The organism is Marinomonas piezotolerans (assembly GCF_003362755.1).
In the GTDB taxonomy this organism is placed as follows: domain Bacteria; phylum Pseudomonadota; class Gammaproteobacteria; order Pseudomonadales; family Marinomonadaceae; genus Marinomonas; species Marinomonas piezotolerans.
The window spans coordinates 324,084-342,410 of record NZ_QKRA01000002.1 but is presented as its reverse complement, the minus strand read 5'-3'; the positions used below and the strand labels follow the sequence as shown (position 1 = coordinate 342,410).

Below are 18,327 nucleotides of genomic sequence, written 5' to 3'. Positions count from 1 at the left end.
ATCATGACGCCATATTCACAATTACAAGCGACGGGGATTCATAAATCCTTCGGTCGTGTGCAAGTGCTGAATGGGATTGATTTTAATATGGATACCGACGATGCCATTGGCATCGTCGGTCCCAACGGAGCGGGAAAATCCACCCTTCTAAGTGTTTTATCTGGCGCACAAGCTCCTACGAGCGGTCAGATTGCACTTAATGACAAAGACATAACGCAATTACCTGCTCGTGAAAGAGCAAAACAAGGCCTCGTTAGAACACACCAAATACCTAAGCCGTTCTCAGGGATTAGCGTATTCGAAAATGTATTCGTTGCCGCGATTCATTCTGCGACCAGTAATCGAGAAGCTGCATATGACATTGCACTCGAGTCCATAAAACTGTGCGGAATGCTGCATTTAGCAAACCGCGAGGCCGACAGTATAGGCTTGCTGGACCGAAAACGATTAGAACTCGCGAGGGCATTAGCGACACAACCCAAATTGCTTTTCCTTGATGAAATTGGTGGAGGCTTGACCGACGCCGAGGCATTGCAACTGGTGGATACGATTCTTACCTTGCGTGAGCGAGGTATTGGCATTGTCTGGATCGAACATATTGTTCATATCTTACTGCGCGTCGCTAAGACTCTGATTTGTATGGATAGTGGCCAAATTATTGCCCAAGGCAATCCCAATGACGTGATGTCGAATCAACAAGTCATGCAAGCCTATATGGGAGGTACAGACCATGCTCTCGGTGCGTAATTTAGATGTGCGCTACGGCCAGTTTCGCGCAGTACAAGATGTGTCTATGGAAATCGCTCAAGGCGATATTGTCTCGCTCATCGGGGCTAATGGCGCAGGTAAATCTACACTATTAAGAGCCATCGCAGGTGCATTACCTGTCTATTCTGGAAGTGTCAGTTTCAAACAACAAGATGTGACGCAGACACCCTCTAGTACACGAGTGAAGCAAGGCTTGTCATTAGTGCCAGAAGGGCGCCGTTTATTTGCCGACATGACGGTGGAAGAAAACTTATTGCTCGGCACGACGGTCAAACGCTCTGGAGATTGGAACATAGACCGCATTTTTGAAACCTTCCCAAACTTAGTCAAACGCCGCCATTCAAAAACAGGTCATCTTTCAGGTGGCGAACAACAAGCAACTGCCATTGGCCGAGCACTGATGTCAAACCCAGACTTATTGATTTTAGATGAAGTCAGTCTTGGCCTGTCGCCTCTCGTCGTTGATCAAGTCTATGCCTCAATCAACAGCCTGAAAGGCGCTGGCACCACCATTTTACTAGTGGAGCAAGATTTGGGACGTGCCATCAGTTTTTCGCAGCGAGCGATTTGCATGCTAGAGGGAAAGGTGGTGCTCGACAAGCCGACCTGCGACACCAACAAAGAAGAAATTACTCAAGCTTACTTCGGACTTCATCAATCCAATAATCAGGAGGCTTCATGATTATTAATAGTCTTGTACAAGCCATTCTACTGGGCGGCTACTACGCGCTTATCGCCTGCGGGCTCGCCTTCATGTTCCAAGTGATGCGTATCATCAATTTAGCACATGGATCACTAGCAATTTTGAGCGCCTATCTAGTGTGGGAAATCACCGACGCATTAGCCCTCTCTCCTTTTATAAGCGTGCTAATGATTCTACCAATCATGGCAATTATCGGTCTTTTGCTACAGCGTGTGATTTTAGAGCGTACGACCAAGGGTGGCGAGTTGTTACCCGTACTCACTACATTTGGTCTCGCCATTGTTATAGATAATCTGCTGTTCCAGCAATTTGGCGCAAATACCCGCTCATTGTCTCCATATCTAGGCGATTTAAGCTGGGAATCTTATGAAATATTCGACTTATGGATTGGCAAGCTACCCGTTATTGTCCTGATAACCGCCATTGCCATGATCGGCGGACTGGATCTCATTCTACGTTTCACGCATCTTGGCCGCCAAATAAGAGCCACTGCATTTGACCCAGATACAGCAGGATTGGTTGGCATTGACGCTCGAAAAATAGCAGGAATTTCAGCGGCTATTGCCATGATGACGGTCGCTATTTCTGGCACAGCATTAGGTCTAAGAGGCACTTTTGATGCTTACTCGGGTGGTCCACAGCTCTTGTTTGCGTTTGAGGCCACTATCATTGGCGGTGTCGGCTCGCTATGGGGGGTGTTCATGGGGGGTATCATTCTCGCTATTGCCCAGAGCATTGGTGCTCTCATCCATCCACAGGGCTTTTTACTGGGCGGACACCTTATGTTTCTGATCTTTCTGTTTGCTCGAATCTACTTCCATCGTGATGTTTTTTCTCTGAAACACTGGCTATCTAAATTTAACAAAGAGGAAAACGTTGTATGAACATAAAACGCTCTAACGCTTATTCACAGGTAACGCTTTCTATCATCATCGCTCTGTTTATTGCGCTCATTATATTGCCTTCATTTGCCTCTAACGATGTGATGGAGCGTCTAACCGTGCTGTTCATCTATATCATTATGGCAGCTATGTGGAACACGCTCGCCGGATTTGGCGGCTTAGTCTCCATCGGACAACAACTATTTTTGGGATTGGGCGCGTATACGACGATACGTATTACAGATATGGGGATCTCTCCTTTTATCGCCATCGTATTAGCGGCCTGCTTGGTGGGACTACTCAGCTGGCCCATTTCAACCTTTATGCTCAGACTAAAAGCTGGGGAATTTGCCATTGGTATGTGGGTACTTGCCTCCATCGGCCACCTTTTAGTTAACCTCGATCCATTAATACAAGGTGAAACAGGCATCTCATTGATTGCCTTAAACCAGTACTCAATCGAGAGCCGCCGCCTATTCATATACTTAGCTGCTCTACTCAGTATGTCCGCTTTACTACTGGGACTGTTCTATGTACTGCGTTCCAGAGCTGGTATCGCGATGCAAGCCATCCGTGACAATGAAGAAGCAGCCGACTCCATTGGTGTTGACCCTGAAAGGGTTAAAAAGTGGTTCTTCATTTTCGCTGCTTTTGGCACGGCATTGGCCGGCGCGCTATGGCTTGCGCAAGCCTCTTCTTTTCAACCTAAAACCTACTTCTCAGTGCAATGGACTGCTTACATGATCTTCATGGTATTGGTGGGAGGATTAGGACGATTTGAAGGCGCAATCTTAGGCGCTTTGCTGTTTTTCGCAGTGGAAACATGGTTCGCAACCGCCGGAGTTTGGTACCTCGTTGGTTTAGGTGCTGTGGCTATGTTGTGCTCCCTTTTCTTACCAAAAGGCATTTGGGGAGCCATTGAAAGTAAATTAGGTATCACCTTGGTTCCTGTTGGCTATCAAGTCACTGGCCTAACGACTGACACACTTAAAAATAAATAAGGAGAACAATATGTTATTTGGTAAAACCATTGTCGTTACAGGCGTATCAAGCGGCATCGGTCAACGCACCGCTGAGCAAGCCGCGCAAATGGGCGCGAACGTTATAGGTATTGATGTGGTCAAACCTAAGCATAACATCGGAGCTTTTTTAGAGGGTGACTTGTCTACTCAAGCAGGCGTAGACGCCATTATTCAGGCTCTTCCTAATGATATAGATGGTTTATGTAATGTCGCAGGTGTTTCTGGTACGGGCGGGGCAGCCATCACATTAGCGATCAACTTTTTTGGCCTAAAAGCACTATCCGAAGGCTTAGCCAATAAAATTCGAACCGGCGGTAGCATCGTAAACGTGGCGTCTATGGCGGGATTTGGTTGGCGCCAAAATACAAAGCGGGCGTCCACCATCGCTAAAATGAGTGGCTTTCCAGACCTTGATCAGGTTATGAACAAGCATGACATTCCCAATGAACTTGGTTATCCAATCTCGAAAGAGATCCTGCTTGTTTGGACCATGCTGGCAGCCCACCAAGACACCTTTAAATCCCGTCGAATCCGTGTCAATGCGGTATCACCAGGGCCAGTTGAAACACCTATTTTAAACCAATTTCGTAATGTTCTAGGTGATGAGCGTGTCAACTCTGACGTCAACCGCGTTGGCCGCGCTGGCACCCCCTCGGACATTGCGCCTGTTATTTTGTTTTTGTGCTCAGATGCCGCTCGCTGGGTAAATGGAAACAACATCGCCACCGACGGAGGGCTAGAAGCCTCCGTTACCGTTGAAGAACTTGGCTTATAACAAAAAGGAAAAATACTATGACAGTTTTACTAAGCATTGCAGGTCAAGACCAACCCGCTAGCAATCAGCAAACATTTTCGCGTCTAGATCCTGTAACAAGTGAGGTGGCGTCTCAGTCCGCCGCCGCAACGCTCGATGACATTGCAGCCGTCACCAAAGCCGCTCATGCAGCCTTTTCTAATTGGGCCAATACAGGCCCAGCCGAACGCCGTGCTGTATTGAATAAAGCCGCCGACATCATGGAATCAAAAAGCGAAGAGTTCATCGCGGCCATGATTACTGAAACGGGGGCAACCGGTCCTTGGGCCGGCTTTAACGTTATGCTGGCAGCGGGCCACATCCGCGAAGCCGCAGCGCTCACCTCACAAGTTGGAGGCGAGGTTATTCCTGCTAACAAACCGGGCACCCTAGCAATGGGGATTAATAAACCTAAAGGTGTGTGTTTAGCCATTGCCCCGTGGAATGCTCCGGTTATTTTGGGAGCGCGTGCAATCGCTGCTCCCTTGGCATGCGGCAATACTGTAATTTTGAAAAGCTCTGAGTTTTGCCCACTCACCCATCGACTGATTATTGACTGCTTTATCGAAGCTGGCATTCCAGAAGGTGTCGTTAATTTTATTTCAAACGCTCCCGAGGATGCCCCTGAGATTGTAAAAGCCCTTATCGAAGCGCCACAGGTTCGTCATGTCAACTTCACGGGCTCTAGTCCTGTTGGCCGTATCATCGGTCGTCTTGCTGGCGAGAACCTTAAACCTGCACTACTCGAATTGGGCGGTAAAGCACCACTTTTGGTACTTGCTGATGCGGATATTGACGGTGCCGTAAATGCCGCTATTTTCGGCGCATTCATGAATCAAGGTCAAATCTGTATGTCTACTGAGCGCCTGATTGTGGATAACTCCATCGCCGATGAATTTGTTGAAAAACTGGTTGCCAGAGCGTCTAAATTGCCTTGGGGTAATCCACGCGATCATGTTGTTCTTGGCTCACTGGTTAACCCAGAGGTGTCTGATAAAATGCGCGAGCTAATCGATGATGCTGTTAGTAAAGGCGCTAGTATGGTGTGTGGTGGCGAAAATGAAGGCTCTGTCTTCTCTGCGACACTGCTGGACAATGTGACCTCTGAGATGCGCATCTTTAATGAAGAAAGCTTCGGGCCAGTGAAGTCTATCATCCGTGTTAATGGCGACGAGGAAGCCATTGCTATGGCAAATGATACAGAATACGGCTTATCTGCGGCCGTATTCTCGCAAGACATTAACCGAGCCCTAGCCTGCGCCAATGCAATCGAAAGTGGTATTTGTCATATTAATGGGCCAACTGTTGCGGACGAACCACAAATGCCATTTGGTGGGGTTGGCGATTCCGGCTATGGCCGCTTCGGCGGCAAAGCAGCGATTGCAGAGTTTACCGATCTTCGTTGGATTACTGTCGAAGACCCTAATCAACATTACCCGTTCTAATACGTTTTAGTCCCAACCTACGAAGAAGGCCAGCTATCGTAGCTGGCCTTCTTATGATCATATTACGCTAATCGGCTTATCAATAACGGCCTTGCTGTTCGACCTCTTTAATATCGTAGCCTTCTGTCTCTTCAAGCTCATCCACACCAATCGGCATTCGCTTGTGTTCTACCACACGATTAGGGCGTTTATTGAACAACAAACGTGTAATGTCAGGGCGTGAATAATGCCCCACTGGATCCATTGTACTTTTTGCTACCCCAATCACTCCTAGATCAATATCAGCATAAAGAATGCCTTCTTGATCTTCAGGAATTTTTTCACACAAAGGACTGCCATCAGGCCCATAGATAACCGTATGGCCCCCTCCTATGTTGACCAACTCGTGTTTCTCAGGTGTGTCACATAGCAGGTCGTGCATTTCTTTAGAGAAAACGGCACTGGGTGCAATCACAAAGCAACTTCCTTCTACGGCGTACACCTTGCTAACGGCATTGTTAGTCTCATATCCCATTGCGTGGGCAAACGGATATGTTGAAAAGCTCGGCCAAGACGCGACGTGCACTTGCTCATGCTGAGAGTACATTGCGTATTTATTAAGTGACAACACGTTTTCCCAACAATTGAGTGCCCCCACACGACCAAGCGACGTGTCATGCACGGCTAAATCGCTACCGTCCCCTTCTCCAAATACAGTACGTTCTTGGTGAGTTGGACGGACTTTTCGACGTTCAGCAATCGTTTCACCTTCGGGACCAATAATCCATTGTGCGATATAAAGCGTACCGCCTTTACGTTCGGCTAACCCAATCACCGCCGTAATTTTATGCTTGGCAACCGCCTCACGAATACGGTCCGCTTCTGGGCTGTCATAACTCAATGCGTTATCAAAATACTGCTGTACGAAACCGCGCTGTACCGCCCAAGCGGTGGACCCTAACCAAACCCACCATGGGTAACCTGGTATCCATAATTCTGGAAAAGTCACCAATTCTGCCCCAGCGTCGGAGGCCTCTTTTATATAAGCTATGGTCTTATCTACAGACGCATCAAGATCTAAAAAAGCGGGAGCAGCTTGCACCGCTGCAACTTTGTATTTTGGATGAATCAATCCCATTGAATTGCTCCTTTTGTAGCTATTTTTGATGTAATGCCTGTGTTAAACGGCACCTATCGCACGGTAAGAAAGCCTTATGAATTCGCAGTGCACTGTTTCGAATCAGTCCGAGAAGATTCTCGCCAAATGACTGTTTTCATCTATACTGGAAAGCTTTTTTGCCAACGCCTAATCTCACATACAGACTACTGCGATAACCTTTTTTATCTCTTGTCTGTTCTGGCGCTTTTCATTGTCTTTCTTAGCGGACTTGTTTCAGCCGGAAGCAATTATTATCGGAGGAGGAACTGGTGTGCTGTAAATGTGAAATAACTATGCAACTGCGGATCGTTTCATCTATATTGAAAATCATCCAGAGACCGTAATCGGTGCATTTCTTGCACTGACGTATAATAAGTCTAAATCAGTCATGCCTCCGGAGCGCCTATGATTCACCAAGAAAATTCGCTTAATAACGAGCTATTTTCTACCGGCTACCGCTTAGGTGCCTATTCAACAGAAAACGTGCCTCAACGTGAGCGTATCGAGTATTGGCAAGAACTCATCGCTGATAGATTGGTTCCATTAAGTTTTCGAATTGCCAATAGCGATGGATTAAAGGCTTCGTTACAGTGGACGCAAATCGGTGATATTCAAATCTCTGAAATCGTAGCAACGCCTCATGTAGCAACTCGAACAACAGCAAATATTCGACACGCCGGCGAAGACTTTTTAGTCGTTAACTTCTTGCGTGCAGGGGCCTGTACTGTCGAACAAAATAATAATAATTCGCTAATCAGTGCTTGTAAGAATACTAAGCATTCGGCCTTTTTTTGTGATGCCGCCCGTCCATATGAAATCAGTATTCACGAGCCCTTTAGCCTCATATCTATGCAAATACCTAGAGCAAAGATTGAGCATTCTTTATCAGGTTTAAATCGGATAGTCGCGAAAGAATTTCTGTCTAACAGCACCGTATATCCAATCGTAACCAGTTACATTGGACACCTTCTGTCAATGCCAACCACCTTAGCTCCCGATATCGGTATGAAACTCGCTGATAATTTTACCGATTTGCTGGCGACATCAATTGCGGAAATGTTGAATGGAGAAAATGCTGTAATTTCTGATGGGAAGGTTGCCCTAATTCTTCGCATTAAAGCTTACATTAACGATCATTTGCACGATACAGAGCTTTCCCCTCAGAAAGTTTCTGATGCGCTGAATGTGTCTACTCGTTATATAAACCAACTACTCAGTAGTGACGGCACATCACTAAGCCGTTACATATGGAAATGTCGATTAGAAAAAGTTGCCAAGCTTTTGCAAACCCCTTCGAACTGCAAAAACAATATATCTACTTATGCTTTTTCATGCGGTTTCAATGATATCGCTCACTTCAGCAAGGTGTTCAAAAAGCACTATGACATGACGCCAACAGAGTATCGCGCATACTATTTAAATAGAAACTCGGCAAATGGGCAGTAAAAATCAGTGTTTCGATGTGTTGTCTCGTGAATCACTAAGCAAACGAGATTTGAAAGCGCTTGGCGTCGTATCAAAGTGCTTTTTAATGAAGCGGTTAAATGAAGACACATTAGAAAAACCCAGCAACTGGCTTACTTCTATAATATTTTTCTGCGAACTACCGAGTAAACGTGTTGCTTCATTTTTACGCACACAACTCAGAATCTGTGAATAACTGGTTGCTTCCTCGGCAAGTTTTCGGTGCAGCGTGGCTCGAGATACATGTAGCCTCTGACATAGCACACTCAATAGTATTTCTGGCCTATCACCTTGATAAAGGTATTCACAAACCATCTCCGACACATGCTGACTATAGCTTCGGCTAATTGTTAAATCACGCATCTCTGCGTGAACTTTCTTTGCATACAACTGATGCAAGAAATCATTACGTGACCATTCGTATTCATCCAAACGAGAGGTCGTTAAGGACAATGAATTCTCAGTGTTACCAAGCGTAAGATCCGCCAAATTAGCGACCACCGCACCGTCTACGATGTCTATATTTTCGTTTTTGAGACCAATTGAAATCTTAAAAGGTTCACCTACAGAAAAACTCTGGACAAGATCGGCCAACATGATGAGGTAAATCCAAGCTTGCCCAGCCGCTTCACTTTGTGCTGAGCCACATTCATAAATCACAGAGATAGAATGTCCTTCCCGAATCAAACGAACATCATCACATGTTCCCATCAAAACTCGGCAATTAACATAATGGCTGATAGCGGTTGCCAGCGTAGGACTTGTAGAACACAGGGCTACATAGTCCCCAAAGTCATCAAATATAAAACTAAGACCTTCTTGAGCGACTTGATTGTGCACTGATTTGAATATCGCGGGCAATTCATACAACTGCAGTATCTTGCTATGCTCCAATTCATTAACTCGCTTCTGTGCCACCATGACCTCAAAGTTCATCAGCTGATAATGGCGTCGCAAGTCTGCAAAGTCATATCCTTGTTCAGTAGCAACCACCCGTAATCGAGCCGCTATTTTGCTGGACACATTTTTCAATCGTCGCATCGAGACACTGCCTCTGATAACTGATACCAAAGACAACTTATCAAAGCTCCAAGGTGATCACCAAGACCTATATGGAATATCACCGAGATAACAAACAATTACTTCCTTCCTGCAATAACCCCTCGCGTCCTCTTAAAATTGAGACCATATGCAATGTTTATGAGACGGTAGGAGAAGCAGCCATCTTGAAACCGACATAATCTAGAGCTTCGAATTGAACAAGAGCTCTCAAAATGACAGATGCAATTAACACTCTGGTTTCAAAAATGACCCTTGAGGAAAAAACCAGCCTTTGTTCAGGTCAAGATTTCTGGTGCACCCCAGCGATCAAGCGACTCAATATTCCCTCTATTCGCATGGCTGATGGTCCACACGGTTTAAGAAAGCAAGCTGAAGCGGCCGATCACTTAGGTTTGAATAGAAGCATTCCAGCTACCTGTTTTCCAACCGCTGTTACTTTAGGAAGTAGTTGGGATCGAGCTCTGCTCAAAAAAATAGGCCAAGCACTGGGGAAAGAATGTCAAAAAGAAGATATTCAGCTGCTCCTTGGTCCAGGGGTCAATATTAAGCGCACTCCGTTATGTGGCCGCAATTTCGAATACCTATCAGAAGATCCCTATCTATCATCAAACCTTGCTGCGGCGTATATCGAAGGAGTTCAACTTGAAGGTGTCGGAGCGGTTTTAAAGCATTTCGCGGTGAATAACCAAGAAAGCCGCCGTATGACTTTAGATGTAAATGTCGATGAGCGAGCCTTACATGAAATTTATCTCGCCAGCTTTGAAACCGCTATTAAGAAGGCAAAACCTTGGGGGGTGATGTCTGCCTACAACAAGATCAATGGCGACTTTGCTTCCGAAAGCCCTTGGTTGCTAACTCATACACTTCGTCATGAGTGGGGTTTTGAAGGAGTGGTGGTCTCGGATTGGGGGGCCGTAAATGAACGTAGTGCTGCCTTAAAAGCTGGTTTGGATATTGAGATGCCGGGGAATGACGGCAGAACGAATAACAAGCTCATAACTGACATTAAACGTGGTGATCTTAGCGAGACCCACCTTGATAAAACCGCTTATCGTGTCGTCAAACTTGCTCTAGAAGCAGACAGGAAGAAGAACCCACAAGATGTCGATATGGTTGCCCACCATCAACTTGCCTACCGCGCAGCGCTAGAGTCCAGCGTTCTACTAAAAAATGAGCAACAGCAATTGCCACTAAAAACAGGGCAGTCCGTCGCCTTGATTGGCGCACTTGCAGAACAGCCACGAATTCAAGGAGGTGGCAGCTCCCACGTTAATCCGTGGCAGCTTGATCGGATAACAGACCTATTTCTAAACGCAAAGAGTGATGTTGGTTTTCTGTACAGTAAAGGCTATTCTCTCGAATCAGATGATTGTAATGAGACTCTTACAAGAGAAGCTAAGGCAATCGCGCAGGAGGCGGATGTTGCCGTCATATTTCTTGGCCTTCCGGAGAGCTACGAAGTAGAAGGAGCAGACCGTACTCACTTGCACCTTCCCCCTAATCAAGTTCAGCTGTTACAAGATATAGCGAACGTTCAAAACAACATTGTTGTCGTGTTGTTTAATGGTGCTCCAATCGAAATGCCTTGGATTGATATCCCAAATGCCATTTTAGAGTGCTATTTAGGTGGTCAGGCCCTAGCAAAAGCGGTTTATGATCTACTACTTGGTCATGCTAATCCAAGCGGCAAATTAGCCGAAACGTTTCCAGAGCGCCTCGAACATACGCCAAGCCATTTAAGCTTCGTCACCGACTCAAATTCCATTCGTTACGCCGAAAGTATTCATGTGGGCTATCGCTACTATGATGCGAAAAAAATCGCTCCACTTTTTCCCTTTGGTCACGGCCTAAGTTACACCAAATTCCAGTACGGAGACATCAGCACCAATCAAGATCATTTCTGTGCGGGTGATACCTTAGCGATTTCTATTCCCATCCAGAATATCGGTGATCGCGCTGGTAAAGAAGTCATACAGCTATATGTATTACCTGAAGGTCAAACATCAGCACCAGCAGGTAAGTCACTACAAGCATTCGACAAAGTAAACATTGCAGCGGGCGATTCGGTAACCGTTCATTTACAGCTCAATGAGCGTGCATTTTCTCATTATTGTGTGGAGCACAAAACGTGGCGCATCGCAGGCGGACGCTATCAAATCATGATTGGCAGCGCGTCCAATCGTATTCATGCCACAACGACCATCACCGTTGACAGTACAGACAGCCTGCAGAAAAAAGTCCATCGAAATAGCACCATTGGTGAAGTCTTTGCGCACGCGGAGCGACAAGCGCTCATGACTAATTGGATTCAGACCATTCCCAAAGATGCCTGTGTTTATCACATTTTCTCAGAGGGCAGTGAATGGATGGTGAAGATGTCGATGCAGCTCCCAGTACGGTGCTTAGCCAATTACAGTGCAGATGCACCAACCGATGAAGCACTCAACGAAATCATCGCAAAACTCAACGCGATTTAACGTAATGCAATCTAAATCAATCTGACGAACAAGAAGACTAATAAATACTTAAGAGGAACACCGTATGGCAACTCATACAAACTCAATAGAAGAGAAATTACCCTTTCAAGAAAAGTTCGGGTATGGCCTAGGTGACCTAGCCAGCAATCTTGTGTTCACTGCAATGAGCATTTTTTTAACGTTTTACTATACCGACATTATCGGTATCCCCGCTGCAGTGGTAGGGACCATTATGTTGGTTTCACGGCTGTTCGATGGTGTGACGGACGTCGGTATGGGCGTATTGGTTGACAAGACCCAGACACGATTTGGCAAAGCTCGTCCATGGTTACTTTGGATGTGTCTTCCTTTTGGCGTGGCAACCCTTTTAACATTTAGCGTGCCTGACAACACGTTAACACTGCAAGTAGTATTCATACTGGTGACCTACAACCTTCTTAACCTTGTCTACACGGCCATCAATATCCCCTATGGTGTTTTGAACGCGTTGTCTTCTAAAGATCCGCATCAACGTACTCTGCTCAATATTTTCAGAACATTTATGGCCAACGTTGGTGTGATCGCAGTCAGCCAAATCGTGATGCCCTTGGTACAATTTTTTGGTGGTGGTAAAGATGGCTGGCAAATGGCTTTTGCAATCATGGGATTCCTCGCATCCATTCTCTTTTTGATTACCTTCCTCACCACTAAGGAACGTATTGCCAGTGATTCCAAAGCACACCAAGCACCCTTAAAACAAGGCCTCAAGGCATTGTTTTCCAACCGATATTGGCTGCTAGTGTTGGTGTTCTTTGTGTGTTTTTTTACGGTTGTCGCGTTGTGTTTTAACACCCCCGTTTACTATGCACAGTACATTTTGAAGGACCCATCACTTATTGGAATGCTGATCCTCGGATCCGTAGCGCCACAGCTGGCAGCACTGTTTTTTATGCCTGCGTTAGTAAAGCGTTATGGCAAAACAACCTGTGTAAAAGCTGGCGCTCTCATTATGATCGGCAGTTATCTATACTTATTGACCAATCCATACGATAGCACGACAGCACTGATCGCAACCGCTGTTAAAGGCATCGGCTTGGCACCTATTTTTGGTAGTGTCTTTGCGATGCTGGCAGACACCATTGACTATGGCGAGTGGAAGACAGGTATCCGAACAGAAGGTCTTACTTATTCAGCTGGCAGCTTTGGCTCAAAAGTTGGCATTGGTTTAGGATCAGCCATTGTCGGTTGGGTACTCAGCTGGGGAAACTATGCGGGAGGGCAGCCGGAGCAAACGCCAGAGGCTCTGCAAGCCATCATTAGTATCTTCGTTACTATCCCATGTAGTTTGTGTGCGGTGTTATTTCTCTTAATGATGCTGTACCCACTAGATAAGCAGTTACCAGCCATTATCTTAGCACTCAAAAGACGACATAATAGCGCAACGGATAGCCATTAATGGGCTAAATGATGCTATTACGCCAACAACCGAAAGGCAGATTTAGAATGCGCCGTTGGTTGTTGGCACTCACTAAACTGCTACGACGGAATACGTGTGCCAATGCTTAAGTCTACCTAATGAGATTTCGTCCTGCTCATCGCACTCACATCGGTCACTTACCAATGGAGAATTAAAGGCAATACGGGGCGTAAGTCTTTAAACGAGCCTTTGCGCCCATTATCCAGCGTTAGCTCAAGCAAATGGTCGTTCCCAAGCACCACCTCTAATCGATCTGCTGACTGTAACGCGCTCAACGTGTCAGATAGACCCGCCAAAGGAACAGAGATTCGCGCGTTGCTTATCGACTTAAACGTCCCAATTTCTTCGCGTCTCGTCACAGGTCCAATAAATGGCACATAAATGCACAAAGGCTCGCCCAGTAAAGACGAATTCTCTCCGACGTGAAACGCATTCGGGGGCTCAAAATAATCAGGCTGGTAAGACCATCCAGAAAACGGCATTCCTGCGCTAAAATCGTTCGTCCGAGTCAAAACAACGCCGAACGGCGACGCGCTGGGCGTTTGCACTCGCTCTGGCAATCTCAACCCCTTCGCGGGGCCATTGTTCGATTCATCCACATCGCGTAAATACAGTAACTCCAGCATACCATTGGCAAATACGAAGCGACGGTTCGACGTCCCCTGACCTTTGTGATCTCGACTGAAACCTTCTTCTAACCCCAGAGACACCAGCAGATCTCCCGCCGCTTTAGGTTGATCGGTCAAAATAAATACGTGGTCTAGTTCTAAATTCATCGTCGGGATCCCATTCCTTAACGCTGTGTTTTTAACTCAATCTGTCTAGTTAGGTTGGTCTACCTTAACGACGATTTTGCCTTTATAGCGCCCTGTTCCAAAATATCGAAATGCGTCCGCTGTTTCGGCTAAAGAAAAGCATTTATCGACCACGGGCTTGAGCTTACCGGCCTCAACCAGCTCAATGAGGTAGCGTGTGTCTTTATTCGCTTTATAGCCGAGGATGCGCATTGAGCACTGTCTCATTAGCCTGCCAAACAGTCCAATTTGAAGTAGTCGAGATGTTTGCCCACCAACCGTGACATACACGCCATTGGGTCGCAGCGCTCGCCGATACTCGAACATAGAGCGGTTGGTTTTCATGTCAAAAATCAGATCGTACTGGCGTCCAGTTTGAGTAAAATCTTCTTGGGTGTAATCCAAGACATGGTCTGCGCCGAGTGCACGCATAAAGTCTAGTTTCTCCGTATGATCGACTGCCGTCACCTCTGTATCGAATAATTTCGCGATTTGGATCGCTAGTGTGCCCGTGCTGCCTGCGCCGCCGATAATCAAGATTTTTTGCCCTGACTTAATGTTGCCAATATCAATTAGTCCCTGCACCGCAAGATTCCCCCCATGAGGGAGACACGCGGCGTCAGCAAATGTCATCGACGCGGGCTTGGGAGTCAGTTCGTTTTCATGAATACAGCGATACTCTGCAAACGCTCCCCAGCCGCCTTCTGATAAATCACCTAATACGTCATCGCCAACTTGGAAACGCGTGACATTTTTGCCAACCTTTTCAACCTTACCTGCGATATCACAGCCATGAAGTTTCGAGCTTTTGGGCTTAAGCAGACCGCTTAGCAAGCGATATTCTAGGGGTTTTCCTGTGAGGTAATCCCAATCCCATGCGTTAATGGATACGGCATATATCTTCACCAAGACCTCATCATCGTCTGGTGCGGGCATTTCGACCTGTTCCATTTTCAACACATCGGGCGAACCGTATTGATGATAAACCATTGCCTTCATACTGATCCCTCTATGAATTTAAGACAGTCTAACCCTTCGTATGTAACCCCAACCAATTAAGCGCACATCGTCAAACAACCTAACCGCTCGAATGACAAACGAATCAGCTCCAACCACGTGATCACGGTGATTAAAGAGTATGCTAATTTGAAATGGGTGCAAGTGTCGCAGCCAACAAAGAGGTATCTAGTGCCGCTACTCAAGAGCTGTTAACATCAACTTTCTATAGTCGGGGGGCAGACATGCTGAGATCGCGCAAGCGAGACCCGTTGAACCTGATTCAGTTAACACTGACGTAGGGAACTATCGCGCATCGCAACTTATCCCCTTCAGCCCTTGGGAGCCACAGATCGATGATGCAGCCGTTCCTTTACGTCTTAAAGGAACATTCATGCAAACACCTACTCCTATTGCACTCAGTATTGCTGGCTCGGACAGCGGCGGCGGTGCAGGCATTCAAGCCGATATCAAAGCCATGTCTGCGACAGGCAGTTATGCCTGCACCGTGATTACCGCAACTACGGCTCAGAATACGCTTGGCGTTAGCGATGTACATCCGATTCCAATCGCGCATATAAATGCTCAGCTTGATGCGGTATTTAGTGATTTCGATGTACGAGCCGTCAAGATTGGCATGTTAGCCGACGCGGATATTATTCGTGCTGTGGCAGAAAAATTACGTCAGTACGGACCAAAGAACATCGTATTGGACCCAGTGATGGTGGCCTCAAGTGGCGACTTACTACTGAAACAAGACGCCATCCAAACCCTTAAAGACGAGCTATTACCTTTGGTAAGTCTCATTACCCCCAATCTGCCTGAAGCGGCGGCGCTACTCGGCCAAGCCGTTCCACAAACGGAAGCACACGTGCAGGCCATGATGCCCGCGTTACAGAGTCTGCCCACTGCTGCGATCTTGTTAAAGGGTGGGCATCTGACGACTAGCGAGCACAGCACCGATTGGCTACTCGCCAACGAACAAATCACGCCCTTTTCTACACCTCGGATTACGACAGAGAATACTCATGGCACCGGCTGTACGTTATCGTCGGCCATCGCCTCTTACCTTGCCCAAGGTGCAACGCTGCAAACCGCTGTAAAACGTTCGAAGAACTATATCGCCAACGCCATTGCCCACGCTGATGAATTACAAATAGGTCATGGCCATGGCCCGGTACACCACTTCTATCAAACAACGCTGTAAGCGATAAAACATCGCTATAGCGTATTCCGCAAGGTCTTTTTACGAGCGTTATCGCGCGGAGGAAATGTTGCACATCTAAGGGGTGACCAACATCATACGCAGTTTATGCACAATCGTGGTATGATGATCCACTTACATCAGTGTCACGTAGTATGTATCAGTGTTGAACTTGGTACTTAAAGCACTGCCGAAAGGGGCTTGCCACCACGTGCGGTAATGCTAAACTGAATATAAATTACTCTTAAGTTGGCAAACGTCAGCTGAGACAACTAGAGTGTTTTGCAGTCGATGCTCAAACATTATCAACTTGTTTGTAAAAACAAAGAAAGTAAAATCGTTAAGATTGAGGTTAACGCTCCAGACAGTTTGCTGGGCGAGCCGTTGAAAGCGTATCTGATCGGTGCTGCTAACTTTTATGGTTTAAGCTACATCGAACATTCCGTATTAGAACCTGCTGCGGTCACCGAACCAAGCTGATAAAACTGCATGGGTTACACGACGCAGCAAGCTCTTAGCCGAGATCTTTAGTCAAAAAAAAAGCCAGCATACGCTGGCTTTTTTATGAGGTGCTAGAAACACTAGCCCCCTTCCCCTTTATTCACGCTCGCCTCGATGCCTTTTTGGCTTCTCGACTCAAATAATTTACTGATTAAAGGCATAAACAATAGGATGAACGCAATGACGATGATGGTTAACGTCAGCGGGCGTTCCCAGATGAAGTCTAAGCTGCCATCAGACATGACCAAAGATCGGCTTAAATTTTGCTCCATAATACCGCCAAGGATGTACCCCAACAGCATCGGTGCCATTGGGAATTCCAGCAATTTCAGAAACAGTGCAATCACAGTAATGAACACCATCATCTGAATATCGAAGGTATTGAAACTGACCAAATACACGCCCGTGACCGAGAAAAACAAGATCAGCGGAATCAAGATTGGACGCGGGATCGCTAACAATCGTGAGATGTACGGGATCAATGGCAAGTTCAGGATCAACAGCACCAAGTTACCAAAGTACATAGAGATGATCACTGACCAAAACACATCAGGGTTATCGACGAACAAACGCGGGCCAGGCTGAACCCCCGCAGCGATTAACGCCCCCAACATAATGGCGGTGGTACCAGAACCCGGAATACCCAACGTTAACAAGGGAACGAATGACCCAGTAGACGCGGCATTGTTGGCTGTTTCTGGCGCAGCTAAACCACGTAACGCCCCTTTACCAAACTTCAGTTTTTCTTTTGCAGAGGCAAAGTTACGCTCCATGCCATACGCTAAGAAAGACGCAATGGTTGCACCGGCACCCGGTAACACACCGATAATGAAACCAAACACAGACGAGCGCGCGACCGTAGGGGCCACTTCTTTCACTTCCTCTTTGCTGAGTTTCATGCTGCCTAACGCAGCCATATCGATTTCAGGCTCTTCTTCAAGATGCTGACGTTTCATGATTGACATCACAACTTCGGTCAACGCGAAGGTCGCCATTGCCAACAACAAGAAGCTCACACCATCTAGCAGGTCAATCGTACCGAACGTAAAACGAGGAGCCCCCGTCATGGTGTCGATACCGACCGTCGAAATCATCAAACCGAAGACCGTCATGATCATGGCCTTGATCACTTGGCCTTTACCAGAGAACGCCGCCACGGCAGTCAAACCCAGCACCATCAAGGCAAAGTAATCGCCTGACTGGAAGCTCAATGACACTTTTGCAAGGGCGGGAGCAGCAAACAGCAGAATGATCGCGCCTATGGTACCGCCAGTGAAAGAACAGTAAGCCGCCAAGGCTAACGCTTTACCCGCTTGGCCTTGTTGCGCCAAGGGGTACCCATCAAATGACGTCACGACGGTACTGGCACAGCCGGGGGCGTTGATCAAAATAGATGATGTCGAACCACCGAATACCGCGCCGTAATACACACCCGCCATCAAGATAATGCCGGACGCAGGATCTAAGCCATACGTGATAGGAATCATTAATGCGACCGCCGAAATCGGACCGAGTCCTGGCAGCATTCCGATGAATGTGCCAGCAAAGCAGCCCACCACAACCATCAAAATATTAAATGGCATTAACGCAGTGCCAAGACCTGTAAAGATACCCTCTAACATT

16 protein-coding genes and 1 riboswitch are annotated in these 18,327 nt (G+C 46.7%); of the genes, 11 read left to right on the top strand and 5 right to left on the bottom strand.

Annotated features, from left to right (window positions below; genetic code table 11):
- Positions 1–3: 3 nt before the first annotated feature.
- Genes DN730_RS05570 through DN730_RS05545 form a run of 6 tightly spaced genes read left to right on the top strand, consistent with a single transcriptional unit; the run spans position 4 to position 5,612 of the window.
- On the top strand, positions 4–747 hold the full coding sequence (locus DN730_RS05570) for an ABC transporter ATP-binding protein (protein ID WP_115467488.1): 744 nt from the start codon (positions 4–6) through the stop codon (positions 745–747).
- Entirely contained in the window at positions 731–1,450 is a 720-nt protein-coding gene (locus DN730_RS05565; RefSeq protein ID WP_115467121.1) for an ABC transporter ATP-binding protein, read from the top strand. Before DN730_RS05570 ends, DN730_RS05565 begins: the two co-directional genes overlap by 17 nt.
- Positions 1,447–2,355, top strand: a complete 909-nt coding sequence (locus DN730_RS05560; RefSeq protein ID WP_245957895.1) for a branched-chain amino acid ABC transporter permease — start codon at positions 1,447–1,449, stop codon at positions 2,353–2,355. The genes DN730_RS05565 and DN730_RS05560 overlap by 4 nt, the downstream gene beginning before the upstream one ends.
- Positions 2,352–3,353 (top strand): branched-chain amino acid ABC transporter permease, encoded by a 1,002-nt coding sequence (locus DN730_RS05555; protein ID WP_115467120.1) that lies wholly within the window; start codon positions 2,352–2,354, stop codon positions 3,351–3,353. Before DN730_RS05560 ends, DN730_RS05555 begins: the two co-directional genes overlap by 4 nt.
- Before the next feature lie 10 nt (positions 3,354–3,363).
- On the top strand, positions 3,364–4,149 hold the full coding sequence (locus tag DN730_RS05550; RefSeq protein ID WP_115467119.1) for a coniferyl-alcohol dehydrogenase: 786 nt from the start codon (positions 3,364–3,366) through the stop codon (positions 4,147–4,149).
- Positions 4,150–4,166: 17 nt separating this feature from the next.
- A complete protein-coding gene (locus tag DN730_RS05545; protein WP_115467118.1) occupies positions 4,167–5,612 on the top strand; it encodes an aldehyde dehydrogenase in 1,446 nt (481 codons plus the stop codon).
- Between the two features lie 79 nt (positions 5,613–5,691).
- Here DN730_RS05545 and DN730_RS05540 read toward each other — a convergent pair whose 3' ends face one another.
- Positions 5,692–6,729, bottom strand: a complete 1,038-nt coding sequence (locus tag DN730_RS05540; protein ID WP_115467117.1) for a carbon-nitrogen hydrolase family protein — start codon at positions 6,727–6,729, stop codon at positions 5,692–5,694.
- Between the two features lie 426 nt (positions 6,730–7,155).
- On the opposite strand from DN730_RS05540, the gene DN730_RS05535 reads away from it, so the two are divergent.
- Complete coding sequence (locus DN730_RS05535) at positions 7,156–8,196, top strand: helix-turn-helix domain-containing protein (RefSeq protein ID WP_115467116.1); 1,041 nt, start codon at positions 7,156–7,158, stop codon at positions 8,194–8,196.
- Positions 8,197–8,199: 3 nt separating this feature from the next.
- Here the strand turns inward: DN730_RS05535 and DN730_RS05530 are convergent, their stop codons facing one another.
- On the bottom strand, positions 8,200–9,255 hold the full coding sequence (locus DN730_RS05530) for a helix-turn-helix transcriptional regulator (RefSeq protein WP_115467115.1): 1,056 nt from the start codon (positions 9,253–9,255) through the stop codon (positions 8,200–8,202).
- A 233-nt stretch (positions 9,256–9,488) separates the two neighbouring features.
- Here DN730_RS05530 and DN730_RS05525 point away from each other — a divergent pair, with 233 nt between their 5' ends.
- Positions 9,489–11,753 carry a glycoside hydrolase family 3 C-terminal domain-containing protein gene (locus DN730_RS05525; protein WP_115467114.1) on the top strand — a complete coding sequence of 755 codons (2,265 nt, stop codon included), beginning with the start codon at positions 9,489–9,491 and terminating at the stop codon, positions 11,751–11,753.
- 64 nt (positions 11,754–11,817) lie between these two features.
- On the top strand, positions 11,818–13,188 hold the full coding sequence (locus DN730_RS05520) for an MFS transporter (RefSeq protein ID WP_115467113.1): 1,371 nt from the start codon (positions 11,818–11,820) through the stop codon (positions 13,186–13,188).
- A 158-nt stretch (positions 13,189–13,346) separates the two neighbouring features.
- On the opposite strand, the gene DN730_RS05515 is transcribed toward DN730_RS05520, so the two are convergent.
- Together DN730_RS05515 and DN730_RS05510 are read right to left on the bottom strand one after the other, a co-directional pair.
- Complete coding sequence (locus DN730_RS05515; protein ID WP_115467112.1) at positions 13,347–13,985, bottom strand: hypothetical protein; 639 nt, start codon at positions 13,983–13,985, stop codon at positions 13,347–13,349.
- Positions 13,986–14,030: 45 nt separating this feature from the next.
- On the bottom strand, positions 14,031–15,002 hold the full coding sequence (locus tag DN730_RS05510; RefSeq protein ID WP_115467111.1) for an NAD(P)-dependent alcohol dehydrogenase: 972 nt from the start codon (positions 15,000–15,002) through the stop codon (positions 14,031–14,033).
- A 220-nt stretch (positions 15,003–15,222) separates the two neighbouring features.
- A riboswitch (TPP riboswitch) is annotated at positions 15,223–15,321 on the top strand.
- Between the two features lie 72 nt (positions 15,322–15,393).
- Between DN730_RS05510 and thiD the strand changes: the two genes are divergently transcribed.
- Together thiD and DN730_RS05500 are read left to right on the top strand one after the other, a co-directional pair.
- On the top strand, positions 15,394–16,206 hold the full coding sequence (gene thiD, locus DN730_RS05505) for a bifunctional hydroxymethylpyrimidine kinase/phosphomethylpyrimidine kinase (protein WP_115467486.1): 813 nt from the start codon (positions 15,394–15,396) through the stop codon (positions 16,204–16,206).
- 288 nt (positions 16,207–16,494) lie between these two features.
- Complete coding sequence (locus DN730_RS05500; RefSeq protein WP_115467110.1) at positions 16,495–16,683, top strand: hypothetical protein; 189 nt, start codon at positions 16,495–16,497, stop codon at positions 16,681–16,683.
- Between the two features lie 101 nt (positions 16,684–16,784).
- On the opposite strand, the gene DN730_RS05495 is transcribed toward DN730_RS05500, so the two are convergent.
- On the bottom strand, positions 16,785–18,326 hold the full coding sequence (locus DN730_RS05495) for a tripartite tricarboxylate transporter permease (RefSeq protein ID WP_115467109.1): 1,542 nt from the start codon (positions 18,324–18,326) through the stop codon (positions 16,785–16,787).
- Position 18,327: the final 1 nt, after the last annotated feature.

Excerpts from the sequence above, each read along its gene's own strand:
- DN730_RS05570 (WP_115467488.1), top strand. The coding sequence starts at position 4 with ATGACGCCATATTCACAATTACAAGCGACGGGGATTCATAAATCCTTC.
- DN730_RS05565 (WP_115467121.1), top strand. The coding sequence starts at position 731 with ATGCTCTCGGTGCGTAATTTAGATGTGCGCTACGGCCAGTTTCGCGCA.
- DN730_RS05560 (WP_245957895.1), top strand. The coding sequence starts at position 1,447 with ATGATTATTAATAGTCTTGTACAAGCCATTCTACTGGGCGGCTACTAC.
- DN730_RS05555 (WP_115467120.1), top strand. The coding sequence starts at position 2,352 with ATGAACATAAAACGCTCTAACGCTTATTCACAGGTAACGCTTTCTATC.
- DN730_RS05550 (WP_115467119.1), top strand. The coding sequence starts at position 3,364 with ATGTTATTTGGTAAAACCATTGTCGTTACAGGCGTATCAAGCGGCATC.
- DN730_RS05545 (WP_115467118.1), top strand. The coding sequence starts at position 4,167 with ATGACAGTTTTACTAAGCATTGCAGGTCAAGACCAACCCGCTAGCAAT.
- DN730_RS05540 (WP_115467117.1), bottom strand. The coding sequence starts at position 6,729 with ATGGGATTGATTCATCCAAAATACAAAGTTGCAGCGGTGCAAGCTGCT.
- DN730_RS05535 (WP_115467116.1), top strand. The coding sequence starts at position 7,156 with ATGATTCACCAAGAAAATTCGCTTAATAACGAGCTATTTTCTACCGGC.
- DN730_RS05530 (WP_115467115.1), bottom strand. The coding sequence starts at position 9,255 with ATGCGACGATTGAAAAATGTGTCCAGCAAAATAGCGGCTCGATTACGG.
- DN730_RS05525 (WP_115467114.1), top strand. The coding sequence starts at position 9,489 with ATGACAGATGCAATTAACACTCTGGTTTCAAAAATGACCCTTGAGGAA.
- DN730_RS05520 (WP_115467113.1), top strand. The coding sequence starts at position 11,818 with ATGGCAACTCATACAAACTCAATAGAAGAGAAATTACCCTTTCAAGAA.
- DN730_RS05515 (WP_115467112.1), bottom strand. The coding sequence starts at position 13,985 with ATGAATTTAGAACTAGACCACGTATTTATTTTGACCGATCAACCTAAA.
- DN730_RS05510 (WP_115467111.1), bottom strand. The coding sequence starts at position 15,002 with ATGAAGGCAATGGTTTATCATCAATACGGTTCGCCCGATGTGTTGAAA.
- thiD (WP_115467486.1), top strand. The coding sequence starts at position 15,394 with ATGCAAACACCTACTCCTATTGCACTCAGTATTGCTGGCTCGGACAGC.
- DN730_RS05500 (WP_115467110.1), top strand. The coding sequence starts at position 16,495 with ATGCTCAAACATTATCAACTTGTTTGTAAAAACAAAGAAAGTAAAATC.
- DN730_RS05495 (WP_115467109.1), bottom strand. The coding sequence starts at position 18,326 with ATGTTAGAGGGTATCTTTACAGGTCTTGGCACTGCGTTAATGCCATTT.